This window comes from Corynebacterium sp. HMSC073B01 (genome assembly GCF_001838255.1).
In the GTDB taxonomy this organism is placed as follows: Bacteria; Actinomycetota; Actinomycetes; order Mycobacteriales; family Mycobacteriaceae; genus Corynebacterium; species Corynebacterium jeikeium_D.
This window is the reverse complement of record NZ_KV836156.1, coordinates 38,928-64,589: the sequence shown is the minus strand read 5'-3', so window position 1 is coordinate 64,589 and position 25,662 is coordinate 38,928. Positions and strand designations below refer to the sequence as shown.

General features: G+C 57.1%; 24 protein-coding genes. 5 read left to right on the top strand and 19 right to left on the bottom strand.

Features of this window, described 5'->3' with window-relative positions:
• Positions 1-38 precede the first annotated feature (38 nt).
• Both feoB and HMPREF2849_RS05680 read right to left on the bottom strand, forming a co-directional pair.
• Entirely contained in the window at positions 39-2,024 is a 1,986-nt protein-coding gene (gene feoB / locus HMPREF2849_RS05685; protein ID WP_070601518.1) for a ferrous iron transport protein B, read from the bottom strand.
• Between the two features lie 43 nt (positions 2,025-2,067).
• Complete coding sequence (locus HMPREF2849_RS05680) at positions 2,068-2,325, bottom strand: FeoA family protein (protein WP_016422620.1); 258 nt, start codon at positions 2,323-2,325, stop codon at positions 2,068-2,070.
• A 280-nt stretch (positions 2,326-2,605) separates the two neighbouring features.
• On the opposite strand from HMPREF2849_RS05680, the gene HMPREF2849_RS05675 reads away from it, so the two are divergent.
• Positions 2,606-3,385 carry a hypothetical protein gene (locus HMPREF2849_RS05675; RefSeq protein WP_070862722.1) on the top strand — a complete coding sequence of 260 codons (780 nt, stop codon included), beginning with the start codon at positions 2,606-2,608 and terminating at the stop codon, positions 3,383-3,385.
• A gap of 60 nt (positions 3,386-3,445) precedes the next feature.
• Here the strand turns inward: HMPREF2849_RS05675 and dapF are convergent, their stop codons facing one another.
• From dapF to HMPREF2849_RS05660, 3 genes are read right to left on the bottom strand one after another with little or no spacing between them, the layout of a single operon-like run.
• The gene (dapF, locus tag HMPREF2849_RS05670) at positions 3,446-4,369 is read right to left on the bottom strand and encodes a diaminopimelate epimerase (protein ID WP_070862721.1); all 924 of its coding nucleotides are present in this window, start codon (positions 4,367-4,369) and stop codon (positions 3,446-3,448) included.
• Positions 4,370-4,400: 31 nt separating this feature from the next.
• Positions 4,401-5,327 carry a tRNA (adenosine(37)-N6)-dimethylallyltransferase MiaA gene (miaA, locus tag HMPREF2849_RS05665; protein WP_371259589.1) on the bottom strand — a complete coding sequence of 309 codons (927 nt, stop codon included), beginning with the start codon at positions 5,325-5,327 and terminating at the stop codon, positions 4,401-4,403.
• A 43-nt stretch (positions 5,328-5,370) separates the two neighbouring features.
• Complete coding sequence (locus tag HMPREF2849_RS05660) at positions 5,371-6,075, bottom strand: class III extradiol ring-cleavage dioxygenase family protein (RefSeq protein WP_070862720.1); 705 nt, start codon at positions 6,073-6,075, stop codon at positions 5,371-5,373.
• A 161-nt stretch (positions 6,076-6,236) separates the two neighbouring features.
• Here HMPREF2849_RS05660 and HMPREF2849_RS05655 point away from each other — a divergent pair, with 161 nt between their 5' ends.
• Positions 6,237-7,601 (top strand): DUF349 domain-containing protein, encoded by a 1,365-nt coding sequence (locus HMPREF2849_RS05655; RefSeq protein WP_070862719.1) that lies wholly within the window; start codon positions 6,237-6,239, stop codon positions 7,599-7,601.
• Positions 7,602-7,765: 164 nt separating this feature from the next.
• On the opposite strand, the gene HMPREF2849_RS05650 is transcribed toward HMPREF2849_RS05655, so the two are convergent.
• The 5 genes from HMPREF2849_RS05650 to HMPREF2849_RS05630 form a co-directional block, all read right to left on the bottom strand.
• Positions 7,766-8,515: an Rv2732c family membrane protein gene (locus tag HMPREF2849_RS05650; protein WP_246822120.1), complete on the bottom strand. Its 750-nt coding sequence runs from the start codon at positions 8,513-8,515 to the stop codon at positions 7,766-7,768.
• Positions 8,508-10,055: a tRNA (N6-isopentenyl adenosine(37)-C2)-methylthiotransferase MiaB gene (gene miaB / locus HMPREF2849_RS05645; protein WP_070862718.1), complete on the bottom strand. Its 1,548-nt coding sequence runs from the start codon at positions 10,053-10,055 to the stop codon at positions 8,508-8,510. Before miaB ends, HMPREF2849_RS05650 begins: the two co-directional genes overlap by 8 nt.
• A gap of 106 nt (positions 10,056-10,161) precedes the next feature.
• Complete coding sequence (locus HMPREF2849_RS05640; RefSeq protein ID WP_070566274.1) at positions 10,162-10,770, bottom strand: regulatory protein RecX; 609 nt, start codon at positions 10,768-10,770, stop codon at positions 10,162-10,164.
• Positions 10,771-10,813: 43 nt separating this feature from the next.
• The gene (gene recA, locus HMPREF2849_RS05635) at positions 10,814-11,917 is read right to left on the bottom strand and encodes a recombinase RecA (protein ID WP_049189631.1); all 1,104 of its coding nucleotides are present in this window, start codon (positions 11,915-11,917) and stop codon (positions 10,814-10,816) included.
• A 316-nt stretch (positions 11,918-12,233) separates the two neighbouring features.
• The gene (locus tag HMPREF2849_RS05630; RefSeq protein ID WP_005509697.1) at positions 12,234-12,467 is read right to left on the bottom strand and encodes a DUF3046 domain-containing protein; all 234 of its coding nucleotides are present in this window, start codon (positions 12,465-12,467) and stop codon (positions 12,234-12,236) included.
• A gap of 79 nt (positions 12,468-12,546) precedes the next feature.
• On the opposite strand from HMPREF2849_RS05630, the gene HMPREF2849_RS05625 reads away from it, so the two are divergent.
• Genes HMPREF2849_RS05625 through HMPREF2849_RS05615 form a run of 3 tightly spaced genes read left to right on the top strand, consistent with a single transcriptional unit; the run spans position 12,547 to position 14,517 of the window.
• Complete coding sequence (locus HMPREF2849_RS05625) at positions 12,547-13,164, top strand: biotin transporter BioY (protein WP_049189630.1); 618 nt, start codon at positions 12,547-12,549, stop codon at positions 13,162-13,164.
• 34 nt (positions 13,165-13,198) lie between these two features.
• Complete coding sequence (locus HMPREF2849_RS05620; RefSeq protein WP_070602475.1) at positions 13,199-13,900, top strand: energy-coupling factor ABC transporter ATP-binding protein; 702 nt, start codon at positions 13,199-13,201, stop codon at positions 13,898-13,900.
• Positions 13,897-14,517: an energy-coupling factor transporter transmembrane component T family protein gene (locus HMPREF2849_RS05615; RefSeq protein WP_070602473.1), complete on the top strand. Its 621-nt coding sequence runs from the start codon at positions 13,897-13,899 to the stop codon at positions 14,515-14,517. The genes HMPREF2849_RS05620 and HMPREF2849_RS05615 overlap by 4 nt, the downstream gene beginning before the upstream one ends.
• Positions 14,518-14,522: 5 nt before the next feature.
• Here HMPREF2849_RS05615 and HMPREF2849_RS05610 read toward each other — a convergent pair whose 3' ends face one another.
• From HMPREF2849_RS05610 to dapA, 9 genes are all read right to left on the bottom strand, one after another.
• Positions 14,523-15,350, bottom strand: coding sequence for a PspA/IM30 family protein (locus HMPREF2849_RS05610; protein ID WP_048733488.1), 828 nt, complete (start codon positions 15,348-15,350; stop codon positions 14,523-14,525).
• Positions 15,351-15,491: 141 nt separating this feature from the next.
• Positions 15,492-15,926 carry a helix-turn-helix domain-containing protein gene (locus HMPREF2849_RS05605; protein WP_048733491.1) on the bottom strand — a complete coding sequence of 145 codons (435 nt, stop codon included), beginning with the start codon at positions 15,924-15,926 and terminating at the stop codon, positions 15,492-15,494.
• 51 nt (positions 15,927-15,977) lie between these two features.
• Complete coding sequence (locus HMPREF2849_RS05600) at positions 15,978-16,520, bottom strand: CinA family protein (RefSeq protein WP_016422606.1); 543 nt, start codon at positions 16,518-16,520, stop codon at positions 15,978-15,980.
• 24 nt (positions 16,521-16,544) lie between these two features.
• Positions 16,545-17,111 (bottom strand): CDP-diacylglycerol--glycerol-3-phosphate 3-phosphatidyltransferase, encoded by a 567-nt coding sequence (gene pgsA / locus HMPREF2849_RS05595; RefSeq protein WP_016422605.1) that lies wholly within the window; start codon positions 17,109-17,111, stop codon positions 16,545-16,547.
• A 31-nt stretch (positions 17,112-17,142) separates the two neighbouring features.
• Positions 17,143-18,276, bottom strand: a complete 1,134-nt coding sequence (locus tag HMPREF2849_RS05590; protein ID WP_016422604.1) for a TerC family protein — start codon at positions 18,274-18,276, stop codon at positions 17,143-17,145.
• A gap of 236 nt (positions 18,277-18,512) precedes the next feature.
• Complete coding sequence (locus HMPREF2849_RS05585) at positions 18,513-21,809, bottom strand: DNA translocase FtsK (protein WP_070862726.1); 3,297 nt, start codon at positions 21,807-21,809, stop codon at positions 18,513-18,515.
• A 105-nt stretch (positions 21,810-21,914) separates the two neighbouring features.
• On the bottom strand, positions 21,915-22,532 hold the full coding sequence (locus tag HMPREF2849_RS05580) for a TIGR03085 family metal-binding protein (protein WP_070429436.1): 618 nt from the start codon (positions 22,530-22,532) through the stop codon (positions 21,915-21,917).
• An 89-nt stretch (positions 22,533-22,621) separates the two neighbouring features.
• On the bottom strand, positions 22,622-24,703 hold the full coding sequence (locus tag HMPREF2849_RS05575) for a ribonuclease J (protein WP_070862717.1): 2,082 nt from the start codon (positions 24,701-24,703) through the stop codon (positions 22,622-22,624).
• Entirely contained in the window at positions 24,703-25,608 is a 906-nt protein-coding gene (dapA, locus tag HMPREF2849_RS05570; protein ID WP_049170841.1) for a 4-hydroxy-tetrahydrodipicolinate synthase, read from the bottom strand. The genes HMPREF2849_RS05575 and dapA overlap by 1 nt, the downstream gene beginning before the upstream one ends.
• Positions 25,609-25,662: the final 54 nt, after the last annotated feature.

Below are 25,662 nucleotides of genomic sequence, written 5' to 3'. Positions count from 1 at the left end.
TAGTAGCTTTGCCGAAGCTACTAGGAATCAACGAGGCTTTACAGGAACAGCTTCAACCCTTGGAAAACAATCACGGCCAGTGCCCATGCAACGACCAGCTGCGCTAGCAAACCGAAGCCCGTCCACTTCACGCCGATCTCTCGACGTTGTGCCGCGAGCGTAGCCACGCACGGTGTGTAAGCCAGCAGGAAGATCATGTAGGCCCAGACTGCTGCCAATCCATGTCCATCGGATGCATTGTCAAAGTCACGTCGAATATTCTCCGCGAGCGGGCTGGAGGCCTGTTCGCTCGAATCGGAGTCGGTGACGTCCTCCACTGCATAGGTCTGTGCCCAGGTAGAAATGACGGCTTCCTTGGCCACAAAGCCCGTCACCAACGGACCTGTCAGAGACCATGTACCGAAACCTGCCGGGTTAAACACAGGAGCAATAGTTTCGCTGACTGCACCGTATGCGGAGTCCTGCGGTGCCAGGTCTTCATCGGCAAAGGAGTGCCCGGAGACAACCGGGATAGACATCAGAAGCCATACGACGATGACGGTGCTGACGATGATTCCACTAGCGGTCTGCAGGAAGCCCTTCAGACGCATCCACATCACAGATAGTGCCAGCCGTGCGGTCGGAAGCTGGTAGGTTGGCAGGTCAATGACCAGCGGTTCCGACGGCATGGTGCGCCACAAGGTCTTACGCAGTGCAAGGCCGGTCAGAACGATCAGCAGAATCGAGATCACGTACATAGCGAAGACGACTGTGCCCGCGTGTTCCGGGAAGAACACCGCACCCAACATGACATACACGGTTAGACGCGCCGAGCAGGAGGTAAACGGAACCAGTAGTGCCGTCAAAATGCGGTGGCGCGGATTACTCAGCACACGTGTTGCCGAAATCGCTGGCACGTTACAACCAAAGCCAACAATCAGCGGAATAAATGCCTTACCCGGAAGACCAATTGCACGCATGACACGGTCAGCCACCACGGCTGCACGCGCCATATACCCTGAATCCTCGAGTACTGCGAGGCACAGGAACATGAGTGCCATCAGCGGAACGAAGGTCAGCACCATGCCGACACCACCGATGATGCCGTTTACAAGCAGCCCGGTGACAATCGGATGGTCCCATCCCACCGCTTCTAATCCACGAGTAACCAAATCTGCGAAATTACCGGTAATAAGGGTTTCCAAACCGTCCTGCAACGGTGCTGCTACCGTCGTCGTGATTTGGAAGACTGCCCACATAACTGCCAGGAACACAATCGGTCCGAGCACCGGGTGAAGAACCACGTTATCAATGCGGTCGGAGAAAGTCTGGCGATCTTCCACCCCGCCCGTAGATGCCGCAACCGCCGCATCAATCGCGGCAAAGCGTGCGTCGTCCAGGCGTTCAATCGATTCACCATCGACCTGGCGAATCGGTGACGACACCGAACTACATCCGTCCAGAGCCGCTGCTACCGCGTCGGCCAACCGCGCCATTCCCGCTTTACGACGGGGATCCAGCGCCACCACCGGCATCCCCATAGCTGACTGCAATGCGTCCGGATTCACATCGATGCCCTTGGCCTTGGCAACATCTAGTTTGGTCAGAGCCAGAACGATGCGCTGGGGCTGTTCCGCCAATTCCGCGGCCATGTAGAGACCACGGCCCAGTGCCGTGGCGTCGACAACGACAACGACGAGATCCGGGCGTTCTTCTTCCGGTTTCTCGATGAGCATCTCGCGAGTGAGCTCTTCGTCCGGACTCATGGCATCCAGCGAGTAGGCACCCGGGAAATCGATGACATCGTACTCAGCGGCATCGGTCTTCCACGCGCCGCGGCTGACCTCTACGGTCGTACCAGGCCAATTGCCCATCTGCGCTTTCGCACCAGTCAAACTATTGAACAGTGTTGACTTACCGGAGTTCGGTGCGCCGACTACTGCGACAACAGGTGCACCATCCTTTGCTGGTGCTCCGCCACTGCATGCATGGCAGCTGGGCGTGGATGCGAATTTTCGCGTTGAGGAATCCGTAGGTGTTGTCATTGTTTACTTTCAGGAGGGAGGTGAGAAAAGAGATGTAGGGGACCTAACCCACGACGGACATCTTGTGCAGCGTGCTGGCATCGATGGCGTAGCGCGTTGCGCCAGCATGGACGATTCGCCCACCGCCGCTGGTGCTCCGTCCCACAGTGACACTCATTCCAGGGCGAAGCCCCAGTTGCGAAAGCCTGCGGCACAGGCGCTCATCCACATGCGACGCTCCCAGAGTGACGGTTACCCCCACCGGGACGTCGGCAAGCGACTGAATGTCATCCGACTGTTTTCGAGACCGCAATCCGAGCATGAGAAACCTCGCTTATATAGATAAGAATTAAGCTAAGCAAATCGTGTTTACGGAGATGAGCTTACTCTTAGGCATGCCTAAATGGAATAAACCGGGCACACCTAAGGAAAGTTATTTATGCCACACTTAATATTTGCCTATTTAGCGTGGCAGAATTGTTAGTCCCATCCGAATAGTTGCCGCGGCGTGGAGGAATGGTTCTAGGTACCCCAGAGCACAATGTGCTCACGTGCGATTCGTTAGTTCGCAGATGAAGATATGGGAAGTATCATCGAAAAGTATGACTACTGACTTGCGAAGCATTGGCATGGACTACCCCAGCTGGCGAGACGCGATGGAAGCCGCGATTGCCAGTGACAATCTGTCGGTCATCGGCGAGGTCCGCGGTGGCCAGCTGGTCCGTTTCGAAGATTCCTCTGGTGCGCGTCTGCACATCCTGGGTGTTGAACCATTTTCTACCTACGCCGGCTTCGCGGGCAGCCCGACCGTCACTGCCCATGTATCCAGCGTGGACGATGTCTTGGCGCTCGTGGAAATCGTCGAGGATGATCCCTCCTCGGATAACTTTGACAAGGTCATCGAGGTCGCTACCTGCCTGCTGTCACAGGGGCCAATGATTGTTGATGCCGGAACTCAGACTTTTGAGCATGTCGCGCTATCAGCTCTGGCAACTGATTTCACCCTCGACGCATCCGCTGAGGAGTACGAAAAGCGCACTGGGGCAACCCCGACAACATTGGACTTCGAAGGTGCTAAGGCAATTGTCGGAGATCAGGTCGGCAAGGCATCGCCTAGCACAACCGTCAAACTGGCTGGTGTTATCAATAACTCCCGCAAGCATGTCAATGAGCTGACCGGCAAGAAGTTCTGGGTGCTCAACCTTGCTCTTCCGACCCCCATGGACGTACTTGTCCCCGGCGGCGACGAAGCTCCCCAGCCAGGTATGGTCGTCTCCGGCACTTTCTCACTGACCGGTGAGATCATTCCGCCTCAAGGTTGCGGAGGCGGCTGTGGCGATGGCGGCTGTGGTTGTGGCGACGGTGGCTGCGGCGGACACTAGTCCGCTAACTCCCCACCGCTTCCACTACCCCGCTAGGGCTCCTGCTGCACTAGCTACCAGTCACAGGGCTTCCAGCTCAATATCGCCGAGCGTGTGAATCACGCTCGGCCCGGTCAAGGTCGCCGAGAAGTCCCCATCCGCATTGCTGGCCTTGTGGACATCCACAGTCACCACACCGCCGGGCACCTTGACTGTCACAACCCCCTCAGTCCGGCCGGCATCGGCCAGCGCGGCAATAGCTGCCGCAACCGTACCGGTGCCACACGAGCGGGTCTCACCAACTCCACGTTCAATTACTCGCATGGACACCGAATCACAGGCATCCAGCGGGGTGACAATTTCCACATTGAGGCCGTTCGGGAACATGGCTTCGTCGGCACGCACTGGCTTCGCGACACTACCCGCCGCTTCCAATTCCAGCTCCGCCAGAGCGGCGGCATTTAGGCCAGGCATGACGCAGGCCAAATGCGGATTTCCCACGTCGACACCAATCCCGGCGAATTTCTGGGCATTGTTGCCCGAACCAATGAACGCAGTAGCGAGGCCGAGGACTTCCGGCTGGCCCATATCCACCCCAACGACCGCGTGCCTGCGGCTGTGCTCATCAATCGAAACAGCGCGCAGCCCTGCTCGAGTGCCCACCCGCAAAGCTCCGTCGACGACACTGTCCGGGCTGTGAATCGCGGCAATATAGTGTGCAAAGACGCGGACACCATTCCCGCACATCTCGGCAATAGAACCGTCACTATTGCGGTAGTCCATAAACCAATCGTCGGCTTTAACGCCCTCCGGCAATGCCGCCAAAACACCGGCATCGACGAGTTTCCCCGCACGGGCAACCCGCAGGACGCCGTCAGCGCCAAGACCTCGCTGTCGATCGCACACTGCTGCGACCAGTGATTCGGTCAAATCAATCGACACCAAATCATCTGGAAAAATCAAGAAATCGTTTTGCGTACCGTGGCCTTTGGCAAATGAAACCATGCCCTTGATGCTAGCGGGAGGTCCGAATCTCTTACAGACCAAGTGCGGAAAACGCCTGTCCCGGCACGTCACCGGCAGCGTCTAGCCACATGATCCGATGATCACGGTTGAACCAGGAGCGCTGACGTCGCACATACCTGCGCGTACCAGTAATCGTGCGTTCACAAGCCGTATCCAGGTCGTAAACCCCATCGAAGTAGTCCAACACCTGCGCATAGCCGATCGCGCGACTAGCGGTCACACCTTCGCGCAACCCTTGCGCAATCAAACTCTCAGTTTCTTCCACCAGGCCAGCGGCAAACATGCCCCGCGTACGCTGTTCAATCCGCGGATTTAGCCATTCCGCCTGCGTGCGCAACCCCAATATGCGAGTGTTCCACCACGGTGGCTTATCAATCGACGGCTTCGACGCTGCAAAAGGTTTGCCCGTGAGCTCGATGACCTCCAGGGCGCGGACGGTGCGCCGCGGGTCATTGGTCTCAATAATTGCCGCCGCATCCGGATCAATCTCTGCCAGCCGATCATGCAACGCCGCCGGACCGATCTCGTCCTGCACTGTCTCCCACTTCGTACGTACTTCAGGGTCCGTAGGTGGGAACTGCCAGTCGTCCACCAACGCCTGCACATACATCATCGACCCGCCGACAAGGATGGGGACTTTCCCCCGCGCGCGAATGGCCTCAACATCCGCGACCGCCTCACGTTGATACGTCGCCACACTCGCCGGCTGCGTCACGTTCAGCACATCGAGTTGGTGGTGCGGAATCCCCCGCCGCTGGTCCACCGACAGCTTCGCTGTTCCGATATCCATTCCTTGATAGAGCTGCATCGAATCAACATTGACGACCTCACCGCCAAGCTGCTCCGCAAGTACCAGCCCCAAATCCGACTTTCCCGACGCCGTCGGCCCTACCACCGCAATCGGCACCGGCAAGCTCTCACTCTCGAAAGCCGTCACTACCCAGTTCACACTCCTGCACAAAAACTAAAAACGCGCGCTCTTACTTCGCAACACACCGCCAGCTGGCCACGTGGTAGCCGATTCCATAAGGCGCCCCGTCATAGTAAGAACGCTTTACGACGGTCATTCCAGACCCCTTCCAGCTTTCAGCAGCTTTACTCAGCTGCTGCCATAACTCGGCCGCGTACGCGCCGGGAGCTGGAAACACAATATTTTCCACGTTAATGCTTGAGCAGTCCTGACCAGCAATCAGACTGCACAGCGCATCAACCTCCGCTGCACCTTCAATTACGCCGACCGGGGAATCGTCCGCAAGGCCGAATGCGCCGTCGACAAGCACAAGCAGGCGCGTGTGACCGGCAGCGATTGCCTCAGCGATAGAGTCGAAGCACGTTGCCTGAATGACGCGGCCAGTGGGTCCTTCAGAATTCCGTCGCGCGTAGTCTTCGATAAGCCAGCGTCCCAGCAGCTCAGGTAATTCGGTTCCGCCTGACACCGTGACATCAACCCCATACGGAGAAAAACTGCCGGGTGCGCTGGTCTGGTGCGGGGACTTCGCTTGCATCCTGCCAGTGATAATAGCGACCGCGCCGGGCTCCCCGGGTTCGTCATGTCTCCACAGCGTCGCGACCGTTTCACGGGCATGACGGCGCAATTCCGTGGCGGTGGGCGCAAAACCACCCAGCTCCTCGACGATGAGAAGCGCACGCGGAACGATAACAAGCCGAGGCAAACGCGAATTCACGTCCTCAACGCTACCGTGAGGGGCTAGTCGATGCCTTATTCCGGCGGTGTTACGCGCGCTGTGCCAAAATTTTTGGGATACTCGAGCACATACCGTAAGTGTTTGATGGCAGCCGTGTCGCGCGGCAGTTCTGCATGAAGATTGGAAGAGGTTTACCCACTATGACCGGTACCAGCAATTCCCCTAAGCCAGGTCCACGCCCGGGTCCACGTCCGGGACCTCGACCAGGCGCAATGCCGGCTCATCGTAAGGCCCCTGGAGCTACTCCAGCGCCTGCGGGGTCGGCCGCTGTGGCACATGCCGTCCACAATGATCCAAAGAAGTTTGGCCGCATTGATCAAGACGGCACTGTTTGGCTGGTCACCAGCGCCGGCGAGCGCAATATTGGTTCCTGGCAGGCTGGCACCGTAGAAGAGGGTTATGCCCACTACGGCAAGCGCTACGAGGATCTGGCCACCGAGGTCGAGCTACTGGAATCTCGTGTAGTCTCCCACCCGCAGGAGGCAAAGACCATTTCTCACAACGCAGTTGAACTGCGTGAGAGCCTTGCCACCGCCACGGTTCTCGGCGATATCGATGCGCTGGATAAGCGCCTTGCAGAGGTCATTGCCACCTCCCACGTCGCAGAGGAGAAAGTCGCTCACGACAAGGCAGAGCGCCGTAAGAACGCCATCGCACGTAAGGAAGAGCTCGCCGCAGAGGCCGAGGAGCTCGCAGAGAACTCCACCGAGTGGAAGGTCGCCGGCGACCGTATCCGCGAGATTCTCACGGAGTGGAAGCAGATTCGCGGCATCGACCGCAAAACTGATGATCAACTCTGGCGCCGTTACTCTCGCGCGCGTGATTCTTTCAACCGCCGCCGCGGTGCCCATTTTGCGGAACTGGACCGCAACCGTGCGGCTGCTCGCCGCGTTAAGGAGGACATCATTGAGCGAGCTGAGGCCCTGAAGACCTCCACTGATTGGGGTGGCACCGCTGCTGCCTTCCGTGACCTGATGGCTGAGTGGAAGGCCGCTGGTCGAGCCCCACGCGAGGTCGATGACAAGCTGTGGGCGCAGTTCAAGGCCGCCCAGGATGAGTTCTTTGGTGCTCGCAACGCGGTCAACGAAGCTCGAGACAGGGAGTTCGAGGAAAACGCTGCGGCCAAGGACGCACTGCTGGCTGAATACGAAGACCGCATTGATCCGTCCAAGGGCCTCGATCACGCTCGCAACGAACTGCGTCAGTTGCAGGAGAAATGGGAGGCCATCGGCTTTGTGCCGCGTGGTCGTGTGCGTGAGTATGAAAACCGCATTGGCGCACTGGAAAAGCGCGTCTCCGATGCTGCCGATTCGCAGTGGCGCCGTACCGACCCCGAAGCACAGGCTCGCGTCCAGCAGTTCGCCGACCGCGCAGCGGAGTTTGAGCAGAAGGCCGCCGAACTCGAGGCGAAGGGCAAGACTTCTCAGGCAGCCAAGGCTCGGGAGCAGGCCGAACAGTGGCGACAGTGGGCAGAGCAGGCCGCGGAGACTCTCAAGGAGCTCTAACAGAAGCTAGTTTTGCGTCGGGAAGCAGGTTCTCGCTCTCCGGCTTCCTCAACCGAATCTGGCTCAGCTGGGCGCTGGCAACGCGTCGATGGTTAAACGAAAAGGGGCTCTCTTCCGGAGTGGAAGAGAGCCCCTTTACTTACTGCGCTAGTGAAAAAGTCTCACTACTCGTCGCTGACCTGTTCGTCCTGTTCGCCGGTCTGCTGAGAGACATTGTCCGTACTACTGCCCTGCTGGCCGCGATTGCGTCGGCGAGCACGTTCACGGCGGTCGTCGACGACCTCAACATCCGTAGTCGTATTCGGTGTCAGGCCCGCCCGCAGGTAAACCTGCTGCGCGCGCAGTACCGGATCGGTGTCAGCGTGCTTGCGACGTTTCGTCGCGATTGCGAGCTGCTCCTTACTACGTCGGAAAGCGATGAAAGTCACGGAGATGGCCAGTAGAAAACTGCAGAAAATACCGAGCATCAGGCCGAAGGAAATACCCTCGCCGGCCAGTTCCTGTGGACGAGACTGACGCATCCAGCCAGCGAAGACTGAGTAGACCATCTGAATACAGGCAAAAAACCAGGTGACAAATGCGAGAATCGTCGTCCGCGTAATCAGCGTGGCAATAGCTAGCAAGACACCTACCACCACGAGAATGGAGTAAATTCGCTCCGGTCGAGTCGTGAAGTACTGATGCGCAACATCCGTATCCAGCAACACATCAAAGCCCAAAACGACGCCAGAGTGCGGAAGGAAGAAACTCGTAATGAGGCCGATGACGGCAACCATCATCGGAATCACCGCACGGCCGAGATCCAGCTCGCCAGCGGCCTTGCGCTCCTGAATCCGCAACGCCTGCGCGGATTCCACCGACTGCTCGCTAGTGGATTCCATATCACTTTCCGGCGAAGCCTTGTCACTACTCACAGCCGCATCCCTCACTTACACTCGTTTTCTCCGGGCGTCCAATTTTTGGCAAGCCCAGACCAACTCCAATCGGAGCGGTCGTCGGAGTCTGACCGACCTCTACATTATCCCCCGCCTTAGTGCGGCGGTGTGTGAGCACACCGGAGTCAGCAATGAGGAAGTGCGGTGCGGAGTCGGTCACACGCACTGTCACGTAATCACCTGGGCGAATCTTGCGGTCGACGACGCCTGGTTCGCTTTCCGACGGGCTGAAGTGCACCAGGCGGCCATCCCGACTCCGACCTGACATGCGATGAGTCTCCGCATTTTTACGGCCATCGGACTGGCTGACCAGCAGCTCTACTTCCCTACCGACTAGCTTGGCGTTTTCTTCCTCGGAAATGCGCTCTTGAAGCGCTAACAGACGGCCATAGCGTTCCTTCACAACCTCTGGTGGAACCTGATCAGTCATGGTCGCCGCCGGAGTTCCCGGGCGAGGCGAGTATTGGAAGGTGAAAGCCGAGCTAAAGCGAGCCTTTTCCACCACGTCGAGAGTTTGCTGGAAGTCCTCTTCAGTCTCGCCTGGGAAGCCGACAATGATGTCAGTGGTAATGGCCGCATCCGGCATTTTTTCCCTAACCTTCTCCAGAATTCCCAGGAATTTCTTGGTGCGGTAGGAACGGCGCATGTCTTTCAGCACTCGGTCAGAACCGGACTGTAGTGGCATGTGCAACTGATGAACCACGTTCGGTGTCTCCGCCATGGCGTCGATGACATCATCGGTGAACTCAGCTGGGTGCGGAGACGTAAAGCGCACACGTTCCAACCCTTCAATCTGGCCGCAGGCGCGCAGCAACTTGGAAAAAGCCGAGCGGTCGCGTTCCATGTCAGGGTCGGCGAAGTTAACGCCATAGGCGTTGACATTCTGACCGAGGAGGGTGACGTCAGTAACGCCCTGCTCCACGAGTGCCTGCACCTCAGCGAGAATCTCGCCTGGACGACGATCGCGTTCCTTACCACGCAAACTGGGGACGATGCAGAAGGTGCACGTGTTATTGCAGCCTACGGAGATACTCACCCAACCTGCGTAAGTGGATTCGCGCTTGGCCGGCAGCACCGAGGGAAATTCTTCCAGAGCATCCTTAATCTCGACTTCAGCCCGGTCATTATGGGCGGCGCGTTCCAACAGTGCTGGCAACGAACCCAAGTTATGTGTACCGAAGACGACGTCCACCCATGGGGCCTTCTTTACGACGACGTCCTTATCCTTCTGGGCCAAGCAGCCACCGACGGCAATCTGCATGCCTGGGTGAGCATCCTTGACTGGTTTGAGCTGTCCCAACGTGCCATAAAGGCGATTGTCCGCATTCTCTCGAACGGCACAGGTGTTGAAAACGACCAGATCAGGATTCTCGCCTTCTGCAGCCGCTACATAACCGTTTTCTTCCAGCAAGCCAGACAGTCGTTCCGAGTCATGGACGTTCATCTGACAACCGAACGTACGTACCTCATATGTGCGAGGCGAAGACTGCTGCTGAGAGTTCAAAGAAGGGGTAGTCACGGCAGTTTAGGTTAGCTGTTTATGGCCCATTTCCCCAATCAGCGATCCCTTTAAACCTGACCGGTCCGCAGCCGGCGTGCTAATCCGGCGTGTGGTGGCACCGGCGCTAATCTGTGTCCTCTTCAAGTTCTCGGTATCGCTCTTCTAACTGATCCCGAGCAATGCTCATGGACAATTCAGAGGGGAAACCGCGCCGCGCCAGCACACCGACGACTTTGCGTAAATCCTTTTGCTTGGAGTTGAAGTCAGGCGCCACTGTTTTAATAGTGGCCGCTTTCTTCGCCGCTAGCTTCCGGGCGACTTCTTCTTCCGCGTTGTGCGTAATCTGCTCCAACGCATCTGCACGAAGCGAAGCATCAATGCCCTTTTTCTGCAGCTCCCGGTTCAAAACCATCTTCGACTTGCCACGACTGGCAAAGCGCTGCCGCACCCATTCGGATGCGAAAAGCTCGTCGTTAACCAATCCACTTCGGGTCAGGTCATCAACGACTTCTTCAATCATCGAGGTTGGAAACTCCTCGACTGCCTCGAGCCTTTCTACGAGTTCCTTGCGGGAACGCATTCGCTGATCGAGCAAGCGCAGTGCCTTAGCACGAATCGGGGCCTTGGATTCCTCACGACCCGCATCGTAGAGCGAACTACCGTCAGCTTCCGCAATTTGCTGAGCAAGCTTTTCGATAGTCTCCCGCACATCGCGGCCGTTACGATCCTCCACGGTCCTCACTTTTCGTGTGTCGCGGCACTACGCCTCGAGCTAGCTAGTCTTCCAAATCATCGAAGTCGATGTCCGGCACGACATCGACAGGGGCATCGATATCGGTCTCGTCCTCGACCTCCGCGAATTCCCCGACACCGAGCTTCTTCTTGATCTTGACTTCGATTTCCTGGGCAATTTCTGGATTCTCGCGCAGGTGCATACGAGCCTTTTCCTTGCCCTGACCCAACTGATCGCCCTCGTAGGTAAACCACGAACCGGACTTCTTGACAATGCCGTTATCAACGCCCATGTCAATCAACGAGCCCTCACGCGAAATGCCCTCGCCGTAGATGATGTCAAACTCTGCCTGCTTGAACGGCGGCGACACCTTGTTCTTGACTACCTTCAAGCGCGTGCGGTTACCCACCGCATCCTGGCCGTCCTTCAACGTCTGAATTCGGCGTACGTCACAGCGAACGGAAGCGTAGAACTTCAGTGCTTTACCACCCGTGGTGGTCTCAGGAGAGCCGAACATGACGCCAATCTTTTCACGCAGCTGGTTAATGAAGATGGCAGTGGTGCCGGTGTGGGACAGCGCACCAGTCATCTTTCGCAGCGCCTGACTCATCAACCGCGCCTGCAGACCAACGTGGGAATCGCCCATTTCACCGTCGATTTCAGCCTTCGGAGTCAACGCGGCTACCGAGTCAACCACGATGATGTCAATAGCACCGGAACGCACCAGCATATCTGTAATCTCAAGTGCCTGCTCACCGGTATCTGGTTGGGATACCAGAAGGTTGTCCGTATCTACTCCAAGCTTGCGCGCATAAACCGGATCCAGCGCATGCTCCGCATCAATAAATGCGGCAATACCGCCCTGCCGCTGCGCCTCTGCAATAGCATGCAGTGCGACTGTGGTCTTACCTGAGGATTCTGGACCATAGATTTCTACGATACGACCACGCGGGAACCCGCCCAGGCCCAAGGCCACGTCGATAGCGATATTGCCGGAGGGAATAACCTGAATTGGAGGACGATTGTCGTCCCCCAGGCGCATAACTGCACCCTTACCAAAGTCCTTCTCAATATTCGCCAGAGCTACATCGAGCGCCTTCAGGCGATCATTGCCCTGGTTCGAAGCCGCAGCCTTCTTACGAGCCATAGTTCGTTGTTCTTCCTCATTGTCATTGTCGCGGTCATTGTCGCGTACGGTATCGGGTTCTGGAGCCGTACTCAGAGAATGTGTGTCCCGATTTTCATCCAAAACAGAAACTTCGCTCACACTTAATTAGGCGCGAAACGAGCCGTTCCGGTTCCAAATTGGTCCGCGACACCTCTACTGCCGGTTACACCCGGAAGTTATACCGAATCAGACGGATTGACTTCATCAGCACTTTCGATAATATGCGAAACCCTGTTCGAATGGCAACGACACGCAAGAGCCGTCGGCAAGCATTCACCGTCGTCTACGCCGGAACCTATTCGTCAGGACCGTACCAGCGGTCTTCGGGAATATCGTGTTCCCTACACAGCGCCCACCAGATATCCCGAGGTTCGACCCCGTCTTCGAGCAATTCCGCGGGAGTTTTTCCATATTCCATCAGTACGTGGGAATGCAACAGCCACGGGCCGTGCTGAGGCCCAAATTCGTGGTTGACGAAGTTGTGAAAATCGGCCAATCGCATGAGACCAACGTACAAGATACCTGTCACTGATACCTACCTGGCCGCCTTTTTGCATAAACAAATCCCCGGTCCCCTGCCTGAACAGTGCTCAACCCAGGGGTTTAAGATGAGAGCTGTGAATAATTCCAAGGTGTATGACCTCACTCTTATCGCTGCTTTCGCAGCACTGATCATCGTGCTCGGCGGCATTGCCATTCCCGTTGGCGGCCTCGGCGTGCCAATCGTGCTACAGAACATGGGCATCGCACTGGCCGGGATGATTCTCGGATTCAAACGTGGCGGCCTCGCCACTACCCTGTTCCTGGCTGTTGGTCTCGTGGGTGTTCCAAACATGGCGGGCTGGAAACCACTTCTCGCCGCACTCCCCGGCCCTACCGTGGGTTACATTGTCGGCTATTTAATTGCCGGTTTCGCAATCGGCGCGATTGCCCAGCAAGCACCACGGGCGAAGGTTTCACGAATCAGCGTCTTCATCGGCGCAGGCCTCGTCGGAGTTCTACTACAGTACTTCTTCGGATCTGTCGGATTGACTTGGCGTATGGGACTTAGCTTCACCGACGCACTGATTACCAACGTCCCGTTTATCCCAGGCGACGTGGCAAAGGTTGTCGTAGCCGCGCTTATTGCTACTGCCGTACTGCAGGCTTTCCCTGATTTGCTTCCCGACGCTGCCAACCGTAAGCAAAGTCGTTTGGTTAAGGAAGCAGCCACCTCGGGCAATTAACCCCACAGAATTAGAAAGGGTCTCGAGTCGCACTATGCCCACCATCGCTTTTGACCGCGCGTCCGCAACCTATTCGGGACGCCAGATACTGAAGCCGACCACGCTAACTCTCACAGAGAACCGCATTGGCATTATCGGCGAAAACGGTGGCGGTAAGTCCACGCTGGTGCGACTCATTAACGGCCTGGGCCCGGTCACTGGTGGCACGGTCACGTATGAGGGCATGAATGTCGCAAAGCAGGCAAAGGCAATTCGCAAGAATGTCGGCTTCATCTTTTCTGATGCGGATAACCAAATTGTGATGCCGACAGTCGCAGAGGACATTGCCTTTTCACTACGCAAGCGAAAACTGCCAAAGGATGAGCGCAACCAGCTGGTGCAGGAAGCTCTTGAGCGATTTGGGCTCGCCAATCATTCTGACGCCTCGCCACACTTGCTCTCGGGTGGACAAAAACAGCTACTGGCGCTGGCGGCAGTGTTAATTCTTAATCCCACGACCATTATTGCCGATGAGCCCACTACGCTCCTCGACTTGCGCAATCGTCTCCACATTCGGAATATTTTCGCCCAGCTTGAGCAGCAAATTATCGTGGTCACTCATGATCTGGATTTTCTTATGGACTTCGACCGAGTTATCCGTGTAAGCGCAGGAGAAATCGTCGACGACGGTGCGCCGAAGGAAGTTATTGACCGATACGTCAGCGATATGACTCGTGCGGAAGAAGGCCGCTCATGATTCATCCAGCCGATGTCCCGTTAGGGCTTTACCTAAACCATAAGTCCCCTGTGCACAGGCTCCCGACGGCCCCCAAACTCATCATTGTCATCGCATTTTTATTGCTCACCGGGATTCTCGTGGATACCTGGCTAGGCGGGGCGATTGCCCTGGCAATTGTCACCCTCGCTTATGCGGTGGCCAAGGTGCCACCCATGGTTGCTTTCCGACAGCTCCGTGGAGCCGTAGTCATTTTGGCGCTGCTTTCGCTTCTCCTGTGGTGGCGCGCCGGAGGTGAGCAAGCGCTGACGACCTTCCTCGCACTTCTCGCCACAATCGCAGCGGCAATATTGCTAACGCTGACGACCCGCGTCAGCGACATCATGGATACTTTGACCGCTGCGATGCAGCCGTTCGCCCGTTTCGGCCTACCAGTCGACACCATCGCGCTCGCACTATCGCTGACGCTGCGTATGATTCCGCTTCAGGTTATGGCCGCTGCCGAGGTACTGGAGGCTCGAAAAGCCCGAGGGGCTACCGGCTCAATCATTGCCTTCGGCGTACCTGTGGTCATCCGAACCATTAATCGCTCGAAGGCAATGGGCGATTCGCTAATCGCACGTGGCGAAGGTGAGTAGGAGAATTAATTGCCCTCACGCAGCTGGCGCATGCGCTCAGCAACAGCAGGGTCAACGTTGGAGGCAGCGCTTCCCTCGATGGACTTCTGAGCCGCGCCACCAGAGAGCTCGTTGCCACCGTTCATTTCTGCGCGGATTTGCTCCAGGCGAGAGTGCCCAGCAAGCTGAACGCCTGCGGCCTCTACCTCAGCCATACGCCCCTGAACCGAGTTCTGAGCCAGCTCAGCCTGACCAAGAGCGTTAGCGTAACGACGTTCAATCTTGTCACGAACCTGATCCAGATTAGGTGTAGCCCCCGAAGAAATCTGATTCATCGACTGCAGGGACTCAGAGACCTTCTCCTGCATCTTTGCTTGCTCCAGCTGGCTGAGGAGCTTTGCGCGCTCCGCGACCTTCTGCTGCAGCTGCATGGAATTACGCTCGACGGCCTTCTTAGCCTGAGCTGCCTGCTGCAGCGACTGATCGTGCAGAGCCTTCAAATCTTCTACCGACTGCTCAGCAGTAACCAACTGAGCTGCGAAAGCCTCAGCTGCGTTCTCATACTCCGTAGCCTTGGCGGTATCCCCCTCAGCACGAGCCTTGTCAGCGAGCTGCAATGCCTGACGAGTGTTCCCCTGCAGCTTCTCAATCTCAGCGAGCTGACGGTTAAGGCGCATTTCCAGCTGGCGCTGATTACCAATCACCGCCGCTGCCTGCTGCGATAGTTCCTGGTGCTGCCGCTGAGCATCCTCGATAGCCTGCTGAATCTGCACCTTCGGATCAGCGTTTTCCTCAATCTTGGAATCAAAAGCGGCCATCAAGTAATTCCACAGCTTTACAAATGGATTAGCCATAGCGTCCCATACACCTTTCTTATTGCAACTACCTCAAAGCAGGTCTGTGCTTATCGCGCACCCAATCTTAACTAAAGCCGAGCGTCTTCGGGTGCTAAGTACCGGGGCAATGGAATGAAATTCCACCGCCGCAACCATTTTCTACATCGCTGCCAATTCTGGGCTCGCCGAATGCAGGGCCATCGCTGTGGCTGCTTCCATCATCAAATCCGACACCGTCACACCAAGCGCCGCGCATACCGACGCCAGCAGCTCAGATGAGACTTCTTTCCGTCCACGCTCAAGCTCAGACAAATAACCAGGGCTAATAGCCGCATTTTCAGAAAGCTCACGAAGCGTCTGTCCACTGCGCGAACGGATATCACGCAGCGTCTCCCCCAGTGCCTCTCGCAGGAGTGGCTCACGGGATTCTCCGCGTTCCGCCAAATCCTGTGCCGTTAACTTTGCAACCGATCCAGGCTGCTCCGCTACAGCCACTCGCGCCGACGGTGCTGTGGCGTCCATGGAAGCCTCCAAAGCGGCAGCGCTATCTACCTCTGGGTAGCGAATGGTCATAAGTGCAGTATTGTTGGTCATCACTCTCTCTAACGCTTTAGAGGGCCGACCTGTTCCCAATATTCAAAAATTCTACTCACCGTCGAGATTCTGCAACAACAGTTCTAACGCCAATACCACTGCTTGACGACGAATCTCCGCGCGCGAACCCTCTTTATTCACCGGCAACCTAACAGCGGTTACCCCATCAAGGTACGAAACTCCCGGCGGTTTCAGACCACACCAGACTTCACCTACTGGGTGCCCATCCTGCATCGCTGGACCAGCAACGCCAGTTAGCGAAATCCCCCAGTCCGCCACTGCTTTATTTGCCACTCCAAGTGCCATATACCGGGCCGTCAACTCGGACACGGGGCCATATGCGGCCAAAGCATCCTTTGGCACGTCGGCAAGCAACGCCTTCGTGTCAGTGGCGTAAGTGACCACGCCACCGCGGAGAACGGCGGAGGCTCCCGGTACGGAGGCAACTGTAGCGCAGAGAAGACCTGCGGTAAGTGATTCTGCGGCTGCAAAAGTCTCGCCACGAGCCGTAAGCGTTTGGACGAGTTGAAGCGAAACGCCATCGACACCGTCAGCGTTTTCGTCGCTCTGGGCGAGGCGTTCGACTGTGTTCACAGCTTTACCCTCCACTTAATTTCTCTACGAGACCTTTCGCGCATCCACAATGTACTGGATACCAGTACCGACGGTGACGACAATGGCGGCAACCATCACAATCCAGGACGGCCAGAACAACCAGTCCACTGGCATCAGGAAGAGCCCCACTGCTACAGACTGCAGGACCGTCTTTATCTTGCCGCCCCGAGAAGCCGGAACAACACGCCCCTGACGCAGGGCGAACATACGCCAGATGGTGATGCCACCTTCGCGAATCACGATGATGACAGTCACCCACCACGGCAGAATGTCGATGATGTTCATACCAATCAGCGCAGCCAGCATTAGAGCCTTATCGGCAATCGGATCGGCAATCTTGCCAAAGTCGGTAATGAGGTTACGGCTACGTGCGAGGTGCCCGTCCAACTTGTCAGTCGCCATCAGAAGCGCGAATACGACAAACGACCACCAGCGCCAATTGGTGGCTTCGCCGCCCTCCTGAAGAAGTACCCACAGGAACACCGGTACTCCGAGGATGCGAAGCACGGTCAGGAAATTGGGCAAGTTCCAGTTGGAAACACGGCTTGTATCAGCACTTGGAGCAGTCACAGTTGTTACCTTATCTCACAATCGTGTTCGATTAACGCCCAGGCTCGTTCTTACCGGTGTGTGAACCGTTAGTTTCGCTTCCGGCCGACGTTGACCCCTCACTGACAGAAGTAGAGGAGGCGTGAGAGCCGAGGCCATCGCGGCTTCCATCATCATCGTGGTGAACACGCGGAAGGGCAATCGCACCCATGTTTTCATCACGCTTGCTCTTGAGCCACGATGCCAGGACAGTCACCACCAGAACGATGACGATGACCGCCAGCGACGCCCAGGTCGATACTTCAGGCACCGACACGTTCTCACCGCTGTTGATAAACGGCAGGTTGTTTTCATGCAGTGCGTGCAACAGCAACTTCACACCAATAAAGGCCAGGATGACACCCAGGCCATAAGCCAGGTACACCAAGCGATCCAGCAGACCGTCGAGCAGGAAGTACATCTGTCGCAACCCCATGAGAGCAAGGGCATTTGCAGTAAAGACGATATATGCCTCATCCGTCAGGCCGTAGATAGCCGGGATAGAGTCAAACGCAAACATCACATCGATAAAACCGATGGACACCAGCGCGATGGCAAGTGGAGTCAAGTAACGCTTGCCGTTTTCCTTAACGGTCAGCTTGTCCTTGTTGTAATGGTCCGAAATTGGGACGATTCGACGCAGCCATTGAATCAGCTTCATATCCGACGGATCGGGTTCCGGCTTATCGACGGCTTCGTCGTACACCGTCTTGATAGCCGTGTAAATCAGGAAGATTGCAAACAGGTAGAAAACGTCAGACCACTTGGCAATAACTGCCGCACCAGCCCAAATGAACAGGCCTCTGAATACCAGCGCCATCGCAATACCGAACAGCAAAACCTTTTGTTGGTACTGGCGCGGAATCTTGAATGCGCCGATGATGAGTGCAAAGACAAATAGATTGTCTACGCTGAGCGCCTTTTCGGTGATATAGCCCGATAGAAACTCAATGCCTCGGTGGTGATCCCATAACAACCACACCATTCCGCCGAAAATTAATGCCAAGACTACGTAGAAAGCGGTCCAGATGCCGGCTTCCTTCATAGTTGGGTTATGCGGCGTGCGAACGTGTGCATAGAAGTCAAAGGCGATAAAACCCATGACGACCACAATGGTGATAATCCATACCAATGCGGGGACATGCATATTAAAAAAAGACCTCCGGTCGTGCGAACATGAACCGGAGGTCTCTCCTGCTTCTGCCATAGTGGCAAAAGTGACGGCACCGGGATTCGATGTGCGCAAGACGAGTCTGTGCGTCCAATCCGTGCTGACGATAACCGTCACGGGCTAGCGGAAAACATCCACTTTTACCGGGGATACTCCCCTCCACGTGTGCCGACTATACACGCAATCAGAAACGGCGGTAAGGCTGGGTCGTCCTACGCCATAGACTGATTCGGATCAGCGTCGACTACGTTTACTTCTTCCTTAGGAGCATCCTCCGGGTTTGCGCCCTTGATCATCCACTTAATGGTTTCGAGCTCCTCTGGTTTGACCAGCACCTCACGTGCCTTAGATCCCTCTGACGGTCCAACCACTCCGCGAGTTTCCATCAGATCCATCAGTCGACCGGCCTTGGCGAAACCGACTCGCATCTTGCGCTGCAACATCGAGGTCGATCCGTGCTGTGCGGTGACCACCAGCTCGACTGCCTGAAGCAAATCTTCCAGGTCATCTCCGATATCGGGGTCAATGTTGCGCTCAGCCTCAGCACTCTTATCCTCCGTGACACCCTCGGTGTAATCCGGCTCGGCCTGCGCCTTAGCTGCATCGACTACTGCCTGAATCTCTTCGTCTGTGACGAAGGCCCCCTGAAGACGTCGCGGCTTGCCTGCACCCTGTGGGATGAACAGGCCATCGCCCATACCAATGAGCTTTTCAGCACCGCCCTGGTCAAGAATGACGCGGGAGTCCGTGAGCGACGAGGTAGCGAATGCCAGTCTCGATGGCACGTTCGTCTTAATCAAGCCGGTGACCACATCCACAGACGGACGCTGCGTAGCCAGCACCAAGTGGATACCGGCAGCACGGGCCTTTTGCGTGATGCGCACAATCGCATCTTCGATATCGCGGGGTGCGGTCATCATCAGGTCTGCCAACTCGTCAACGACACAGACAATGTACGGGTACGGACGGTACTCGCGCTCCGAGCCAAGTGGGGTCGTAATCTCACCGGACTTGACCTTACGGTTGAAGTCCTTGATGTGACGGACGCGGGCGGCCTTCATGTCCATGTAGCGCTGTTCCATCTCTTCAACCAGCCACTGCAGAGCCGCCGCGGCCTTCTTCGGCTGAGTGATGATTGGCGTAATCAGGTGAGGAATCCCCTCATATGGAGTCAGCTCGACCATCTTCGGGTCCACCAGAATCAGGCGGACATCCTCCGGGGTCGCACGAGTCAGCAGCGAAACCAACATCGAATTTACGAACGCGGACTTACCCGAACCGGTCGAACCGGCAACGAGAAGGTGCGGCATTTTCTGGATGGAGTGCGAGATAAACTCGCCCTCAATATCCTTACCGAGACCGATCAGCATCGGGTCATCGTTCGCAACGGTCTTGGGCGCGTTGAGTACGTCGGCAAGCCGAACCATCTCACGGTCGTTGTTCGGCACCTCGATACCAACGGCCGACTTTCCCGGAATCGGAGTCAGTAAGCGGACATTGTCGGTCGCTACCGCGTAGGCAATGTTGGACTGCAGGTTCGTGATCTTCGAGACCTTCACGCCCGGGCCAAGCTCGACCTCGTAGCGAGTCACCGTCGGACCGCGAGAGAAACCAGTCACCGCAGCATCGACCTTGAATTCTGCGAATACTTCAGTAATCGCCTCAATCATGCGGTCGTTCGTCGCCGTACGTGTCTTGGGACGCTCACCTGGAATCAACAAATTAGTCGATGGCAGGTGGTAGTCAGATTCCGGCGTGCGTGCCGACGAACCGGAAGTACCCTCGGCATCCTTTTCCAATTCAGACTTCGGAGTTGTGGCCGGAATCTTAGAGGCATCGATACCAGAACGAGCGGCAATGGCATCCATTGTGCGGCGGGTAGCCTCAGACACTGCATCCCGCGAATCATCGACAGACGACTCGCCCTGCGGCGCGCTCGCCGGCTCTACGGCCTCAGGTTGAACAGCGGGCTGTTTCGGAGCTCGGGAATCGGAAACACAATTCCGTTCGCTGTTATTAGCTGCAGCAGCCTCCTGCGTCGGGTACTCGGAGTACTCGTCATAATCCTCGTCGACAGCGTGGTAGTTCGTGCCCCCGACAGCTGGAATAGTCGATTCTGTCTCAGCGGTGTCGCGATGTACTGCATCCGACTGAGCTTCCTCCACGTACTCAGCTGCCGGAAACGCCGGCTCCACTGGGGAAACTCGATTGGAGTGCGGTGCCCCATTCCGGACATCGAACACTGTGGTCTTTGCCGAATCGTAGTCGACATCCTCAACCTGACGGGCACGTCGCGGAGCCTGTCGGTTCCTCTGCGGCTCTTCGTCCAAAAGATCGTAGAGGTTACCGTCAGTATCCGGTTCGTCGTAAGGCGCGGGTTCGGGTGCGGATATACGGCTATCCGCGCCACGGCGGGACGCTCGGTAAGCAGGGCGACCGGTCGAACGAGACGAGGAATGTTGCGTGCGGCTGCTGTGGCTTGGGCGACGCTCAATTAGCTGCGTCGGCTGGTCAAAGTCCTCATCGGCATATGCGGTATCGGAATCCCAGCTCGCACGACGTTCCAGCATGTCATCGACATTGCCGTAGGGATCGTCCGATTCCGGCTCGTCGCCGGCACGACGCGAAGACCACTCGGAAAAGTTGAAGTATTCCTTAGTGGCATCGATAAGCTGGCGCACCGTCGCGCCAGAGAGCACCAGAGCGCCGTAAAAAACGATACCCAGCAACAAAACCACGGCGACCCACGAGGTAAACCCGGCTGCTAGCGGCGAACCGATATAACCACCAATTGCGCCACCAGCTGCACGTCGCCCCTGCCAGTCCGCAGGACGACCCGAGCCGATATGCACAATTGCGAGCAGCCCCACCACGATCAGCGAAGCTCCAGTGATGGTAGGTGTCAGACGTTCACGGCGCGGCATAGCATCCAGCATCATTAATACGGAAACAACACCGAGCAGCACCGGAAGTACAAAAGCGCCGATACCAATGAGCGTGCGCACTGCCGTTTCAATGAACTCCCCCACTGGCCCTGCCAGGTGGAACCATGTCGAGCCAGCGAGCACAATCGCCAACGCCAGCACGAGTAGTGCGAGGCCATCCTTCGATCCCGGTTCGCCACCCTCATCGAAGTCTGCGTCGAACTCGTCAGCTGGCACGGAGGCCGGTGCCGGCGGTTCAATTACATCGTCATAGCCACTAGCTGCTTTACGACGCTTCCTACGGGGCTTCGTCGAAAAATCGGCGTCACTTTCGCGCCGCGACATATTCTCCTCTTCATCTCGCTTATTTTTGCGACCGCCTACCCGACGGGCAAGACCGGCCACGCCGCGGGCAGTTTCAGTCCAGGCGCTGGCCAAGCTATTGCCCACGAACGACATGGCGCTAGGAGTGCGCTCGAATTCCTCCGTGGCACTGTGCACGGGGTATCGCCGCGTGGCATCTGTCTCCGCAGAGCGGGAAGATCCACGACGATTGTCAGTTCTGGTTCGGCTGGTCGCAGACATGACCATAACCTTACAGCTAACACCGGATCGTTTTCACATTAGTCACACGCGTGTCATTGTTTAACAGGCGGGCTGCCACGACTGTCCAGAACTGAGAACGTGATCTTAAAGGCTGTTGCGCTTGATGCCCGATTCATCGCCGTCGATGGTGACGCGTACCTCGTCACGGCCATAGAGCCACAACACCAGTTCCCCGACGCTTCCGCGGACAGTCACAACCGGAGCACCCTTAGCACTGTTGTCGATTAGGGTCACCGCAACCCCGTCGTCGCGCATTAGCACCACGGTCGAGGTCGAACCGCGCAACATCATACGGCCGGCAGTAGTGACCAGGCGCCACAGGTCTGAAACTCCGGAGGGTGGCAGCTGACGAACGGTCCAACCTTCCTGGGCACGACGGACGTCCTCGTGGTGAACGAAGTTCTCCGCAGTGTTGACATAGCGGTCTGCCCAGTTCATTGGATTCCATCGCGGAGCACCACTGCCCCACTTCCCCACCACTTCGACGTAGGGCATTCGATTGACCTCAGCGGTAACAGCAACGAGGCGTTCCGAAAGCGCCTTGACGAACATCCCGCCAGCGGCATCCAGACGGTTTTCGCGAATGTAAAGGTGGTTGGCCAAATCCCGGGTTGTCCAGCCCTCGCACAAGGTCGGTGCGTCGGGGCCGACGCTGAGCAGTAGATTAGCTAGGTCTTCACGTTCCCGTTCAGCAAAAGTCATAGCTCCAGACTAGACCAGGCACGGAGAAGCCCGCATCCACACGGCTTTAGGTGGATGCGGGCTCTTACGCTAAAAGACGCTCTAGAAATTTAGATACTTTCGCGCGACTCCTGGATTTCCTCATCGGTAACCTCTTCGGCTGCCTCAGAGGACATCGGCACGATTGTCGGAACAACCATCGGGCTGCGACGCCACTTCTGGTTAATGACACGCTCGGTGCGGCGACGAACTTCCTGAGCCATACGGTACGGGTTGTTCTCGCCACTGCCAGCCAGGTCAAAGAGAGTATCGTCAACGACCTGCTCGACGGTTTCGAGCACTTCCTTGGCGTCGTCCGAGTAACCGCGAGCCTGAGCCCGTGGCTTCTCCAACGGGCGGCCAGTGCGGTTATCAATGACGGCTGTGACGGTGATAAGACCACCTTCACGCATTTCAGCACGGTCTGCCAGCACGTCAGCGTCGACGTCACCCATGGTGACGCCATCGACGTAGAGGTTACCGACCGGAACCTGGCCAACTACACGAGCGCGGCCATCAACGAGGTCGACTACCACACCGTTCTGAGCCAGGACAACGTTCTCTGGCTTCACGCCAGTGGACACAGCCAGCTCCTTGTTGGCACGGAGGTGGCGCCACTCACCGTGAATCGGCATGACGTTCGACGGACGAGCTGCGTTGTAGAGGAACAGCAGCTCGCCGGCAAAGCCGTGACCGGAGGTGTGAACCTTCGCATCCTTACCGGTGATAACCGTGGCACCAATTTGGGCCAGCATGTTGATAACGCCGAAGACTGCCTCTTCGTTACCGGGTACCAGCGAAGAACTGAGGATAATCAGGTCGCCATCACGGACGGTGATCTGACGGTGCTCACGGCGGGCCATGCGAGACAGCGCAGCCATTGGCTCACCCTGCGTACCGGTAGTCACCAGCACGACCTTGTGGGGCGCCATGCGAGCGGCCTCGTTCATTTCCACAATGGTATTTTCCGGAGCGGTCAGCAGCCCCAATTCCTGCGCGATGCGCATGTTGCGAATCATAGAGCGACCGTTGAAGGCAACCTTGCGGCCAGCCTTAACAGCTGCGTCGATGACCGCCTGCACGCGGTAAACATTCGATGCGAAGGCCGCGACGATAACGCGCTGCTTGGCATCCATAATCAGACGGCGCAGAGTTGGAGCCAGCTCCGCCTCGGATCCCGAGAAGCCCGGAATCGTAGCGTTGGTGGACTCACACAAGAAGAGGTCGATTCCCTCATCACCGTAGCGGCTCAGCGCCGGCAGGTCAGTCGGCTTTCCGTCCGGCGGGGTCTGATCCATCTTCACGTCACCGGTGTGGACGACCATGCCGGCTCCGGTCTTAATGACGATGCCAAGGCACTCCGGAATCGAGTGGTTGACATTGAAGAAACGCAGATCGAACGGGCCACGCTGAATGTGGCTGGTGTCGTTGACCTCGATGACCTTCGGGCGCTGACGGTGTTCCTGTGTCTTGGCCTGAATCAGTGCCAGGGTAAAGCGAGAAGCAATAATCGGGATGTCCGCGCGCTGCTTGAGCAACCAAGGGATAGCACCGATGTGGTCCTCGTGACCGTGGGTGACCACGAGAGCTTCCACGCGATCCCACTTGTCTTCCATGTAGGAGAAGTCAGGCAGGATCAGGTCAACACCCGGCTCATCCGAGCTCGGGAACAGCACGCCGCAGTCGACGATGATCAGGCGGTTCTTGTACTCCAACACGGTCATATTGCGACCGATTTCGGAAATACCGCCCAGTGCAACCACGCGCAGGCCGTCCTTGGGGGCCTTCGGCGGTGCAGGAAGACGCTGGGTCAAGTCCGCACCCTGCATCGACTGGACTACGTTACGACGGTTGCCACCGCGTCCGCCACGGCCATCCCTCGAACTATTTCCGCGATTACCTCCACGGCCACCGCGACCACCGCGGGAACCGCGGTTGGAAGAATTCGAGGAACCTTGGGACTTCTTAGCGTTACCGGAGTTCTTACGCTCACCGGAACGCTGCGAGGACTTCGAGCCGTTGGATTTAGCTCCACCCTTGTCGGAACCCTTGGATGCAGAGTTATTGGACTGCTCTGCTGCAGCCACGTCGGACTCGGAAGGCGGACCAGCCTTACGAGTTACCTTGCGGGCGCGATTGCGTCCTTCAGCCACTACAGAACACCTGCCTTCCGCATAGCTTCTTCAAGCACCTCAAGCTGCTGGTCATTTGCTGCAATTTGCGGCAAGCGTGGATCTCCTATCTCAATGCCCTGCAGACGCAGAGCGGATTTAGCAAAACTTACACCGCCAAGTGCAGCCTGAGCGGCAAACAGCGGAGTCATCTTCGCGTGGGCAGCCTGCGCACCAGCAAGGTCTCCCTTGTCAAAGCAAGAGCGCACCTCAGCCAGCAGCTGCGGGGCTGCATGTCCAATAACGGAAATAAACCCGGTGGCGCCAATAGACAGCCACGGAAGGTTCAGCACATCGTCACCGGAGTACCACGCCAAATCAGTATTAGCGATAATGCCGGCGGCAGCTCCCAAATCCCCCTTGGCGTCCTTAACAGCCTGGATTCTCGGGTGCTCCGCCAACCGGTAAATGGTATCAACTTCAATCGGAATAACCGAACGCGGTGGAATGTCATACAGACACACCGGCGCCTCGGTTGCGTCAGCCACTGCCGTAAAGTGACGGTACAGCCCCTCCTGGGACGGCTTGGAGTAATACGGCGTGACGACGAGCAGCGCATCCGCGCCCGCCTCCACAGAAGCCTTTGCCAGCTCGATGGACCCGGCCGTGTCATTGGTGCCGGCACCGGCCACGAGCTTAACCTCGTCACCCATCTCTGCACGGACAGCTCGGAGAAGCTCAAGCTTTTCCTCAACCGTCGTAGTAGGCGACTCGCCGGTAGTACCGGCCAGAATGAGTGCATCGCAGCCACCGTCTACAAGATGACCAGCGAGCTGCACACCCGCCTTGACATCGAGGTTTCCGTCCTTATCAAAAGGGGTCACCATAGCTACGGCGACGGTGCCGAAAATGTCAGCACCGCGAGTTGACGCAATTCCTGTGCTCATTGTTGACTACCTTTTCTTAAAAATCTCAATCGACTATATCTTCACACTGTACGT

Bases quoted from the DNA above. Each gene is read 5' to 3' on its own strand.
- feoB (WP_070601518.1), bottom strand. From the start codon at position 2,024: ATGACAACACCTACGGATTCCTCAACGCGAAAATTCGCATCCACGCCC.
- HMPREF2849_RS05680 (WP_016422620.1), bottom strand. From the start codon at position 2,325: ATGCTCGGATTGCGGTCTCGAAAACAGTCGGATGACATTCAGTCGCTT.
- HMPREF2849_RS05675 (WP_070862722.1), top strand. From the start codon at position 2,606: ATGACTACTGACTTGCGAAGCATTGGCATGGACTACCCCAGCTGGCGA.
- dapF (WP_070862721.1), bottom strand. From the start codon at position 4,369: ATGGTTTCATTTGCCAAAGGCCACGGTACGCAAAACGATTTCTTGATT.
- HMPREF2849_RS05655 (WP_070862719.1), top strand. From the start codon at position 6,237: ATGACCGGTACCAGCAATTCCCCTAAGCCAGGTCCACGCCCGGGTCCA.
- recA (WP_049189631.1), bottom strand. From the start codon at position 11,917: ATGGCTCGTAAGAAGGCTGCGGCTTCGAACCAGGGCAATGATCGCCTG.
- HMPREF2849_RS05625 (WP_049189630.1), top strand. From the start codon at position 12,547: ATGAGAGCTGTGAATAATTCCAAGGTGTATGACCTCACTCTTATCGCT.
- HMPREF2849_RS05620 (WP_070602475.1), top strand. From the start codon at position 13,199: ATGCCCACCATCGCTTTTGACCGCGCGTCCGCAACCTATTCGGGACGC.
- HMPREF2849_RS05615 (WP_070602473.1), top strand. From the start codon at position 13,897: ATGATTCATCCAGCCGATGTCCCGTTAGGGCTTTACCTAAACCATAAG.
- HMPREF2849_RS05610 (WP_048733488.1), bottom strand. From the start codon at position 15,350: ATGGCTAATCCATTTGTAAAGCTGTGGAATTACTTGATGGCCGCTTTT.
- HMPREF2849_RS05605 (WP_048733491.1), bottom strand. From the start codon at position 15,926: ATGACCAACAATACTGCACTTATGACCATTCGCTACCCAGAGGTAGAT.
- HMPREF2849_RS05590 (WP_016422604.1), bottom strand. From the start codon at position 18,276: ATGCATGTCCCCGCATTGGTATGGATTATCACCATTGTGGTCGTCATG.
- HMPREF2849_RS05585 (WP_070862726.1), bottom strand. From the start codon at position 21,809: ATGTCTGCGACCAGCCGAACCAGAACTGACAATCGTCGTGGATCTTCC.
- HMPREF2849_RS05580 (WP_070429436.1), bottom strand. From the start codon at position 22,532: ATGACTTTTGCTGAACGGGAACGTGAAGACCTAGCTAATCTACTGCTC.
- dapA (WP_049170841.1), bottom strand. From the start codon at position 25,608: ATGAGCACAGGAATTGCGTCAACTCGCGGTGCTGACATTTTCGGCACC.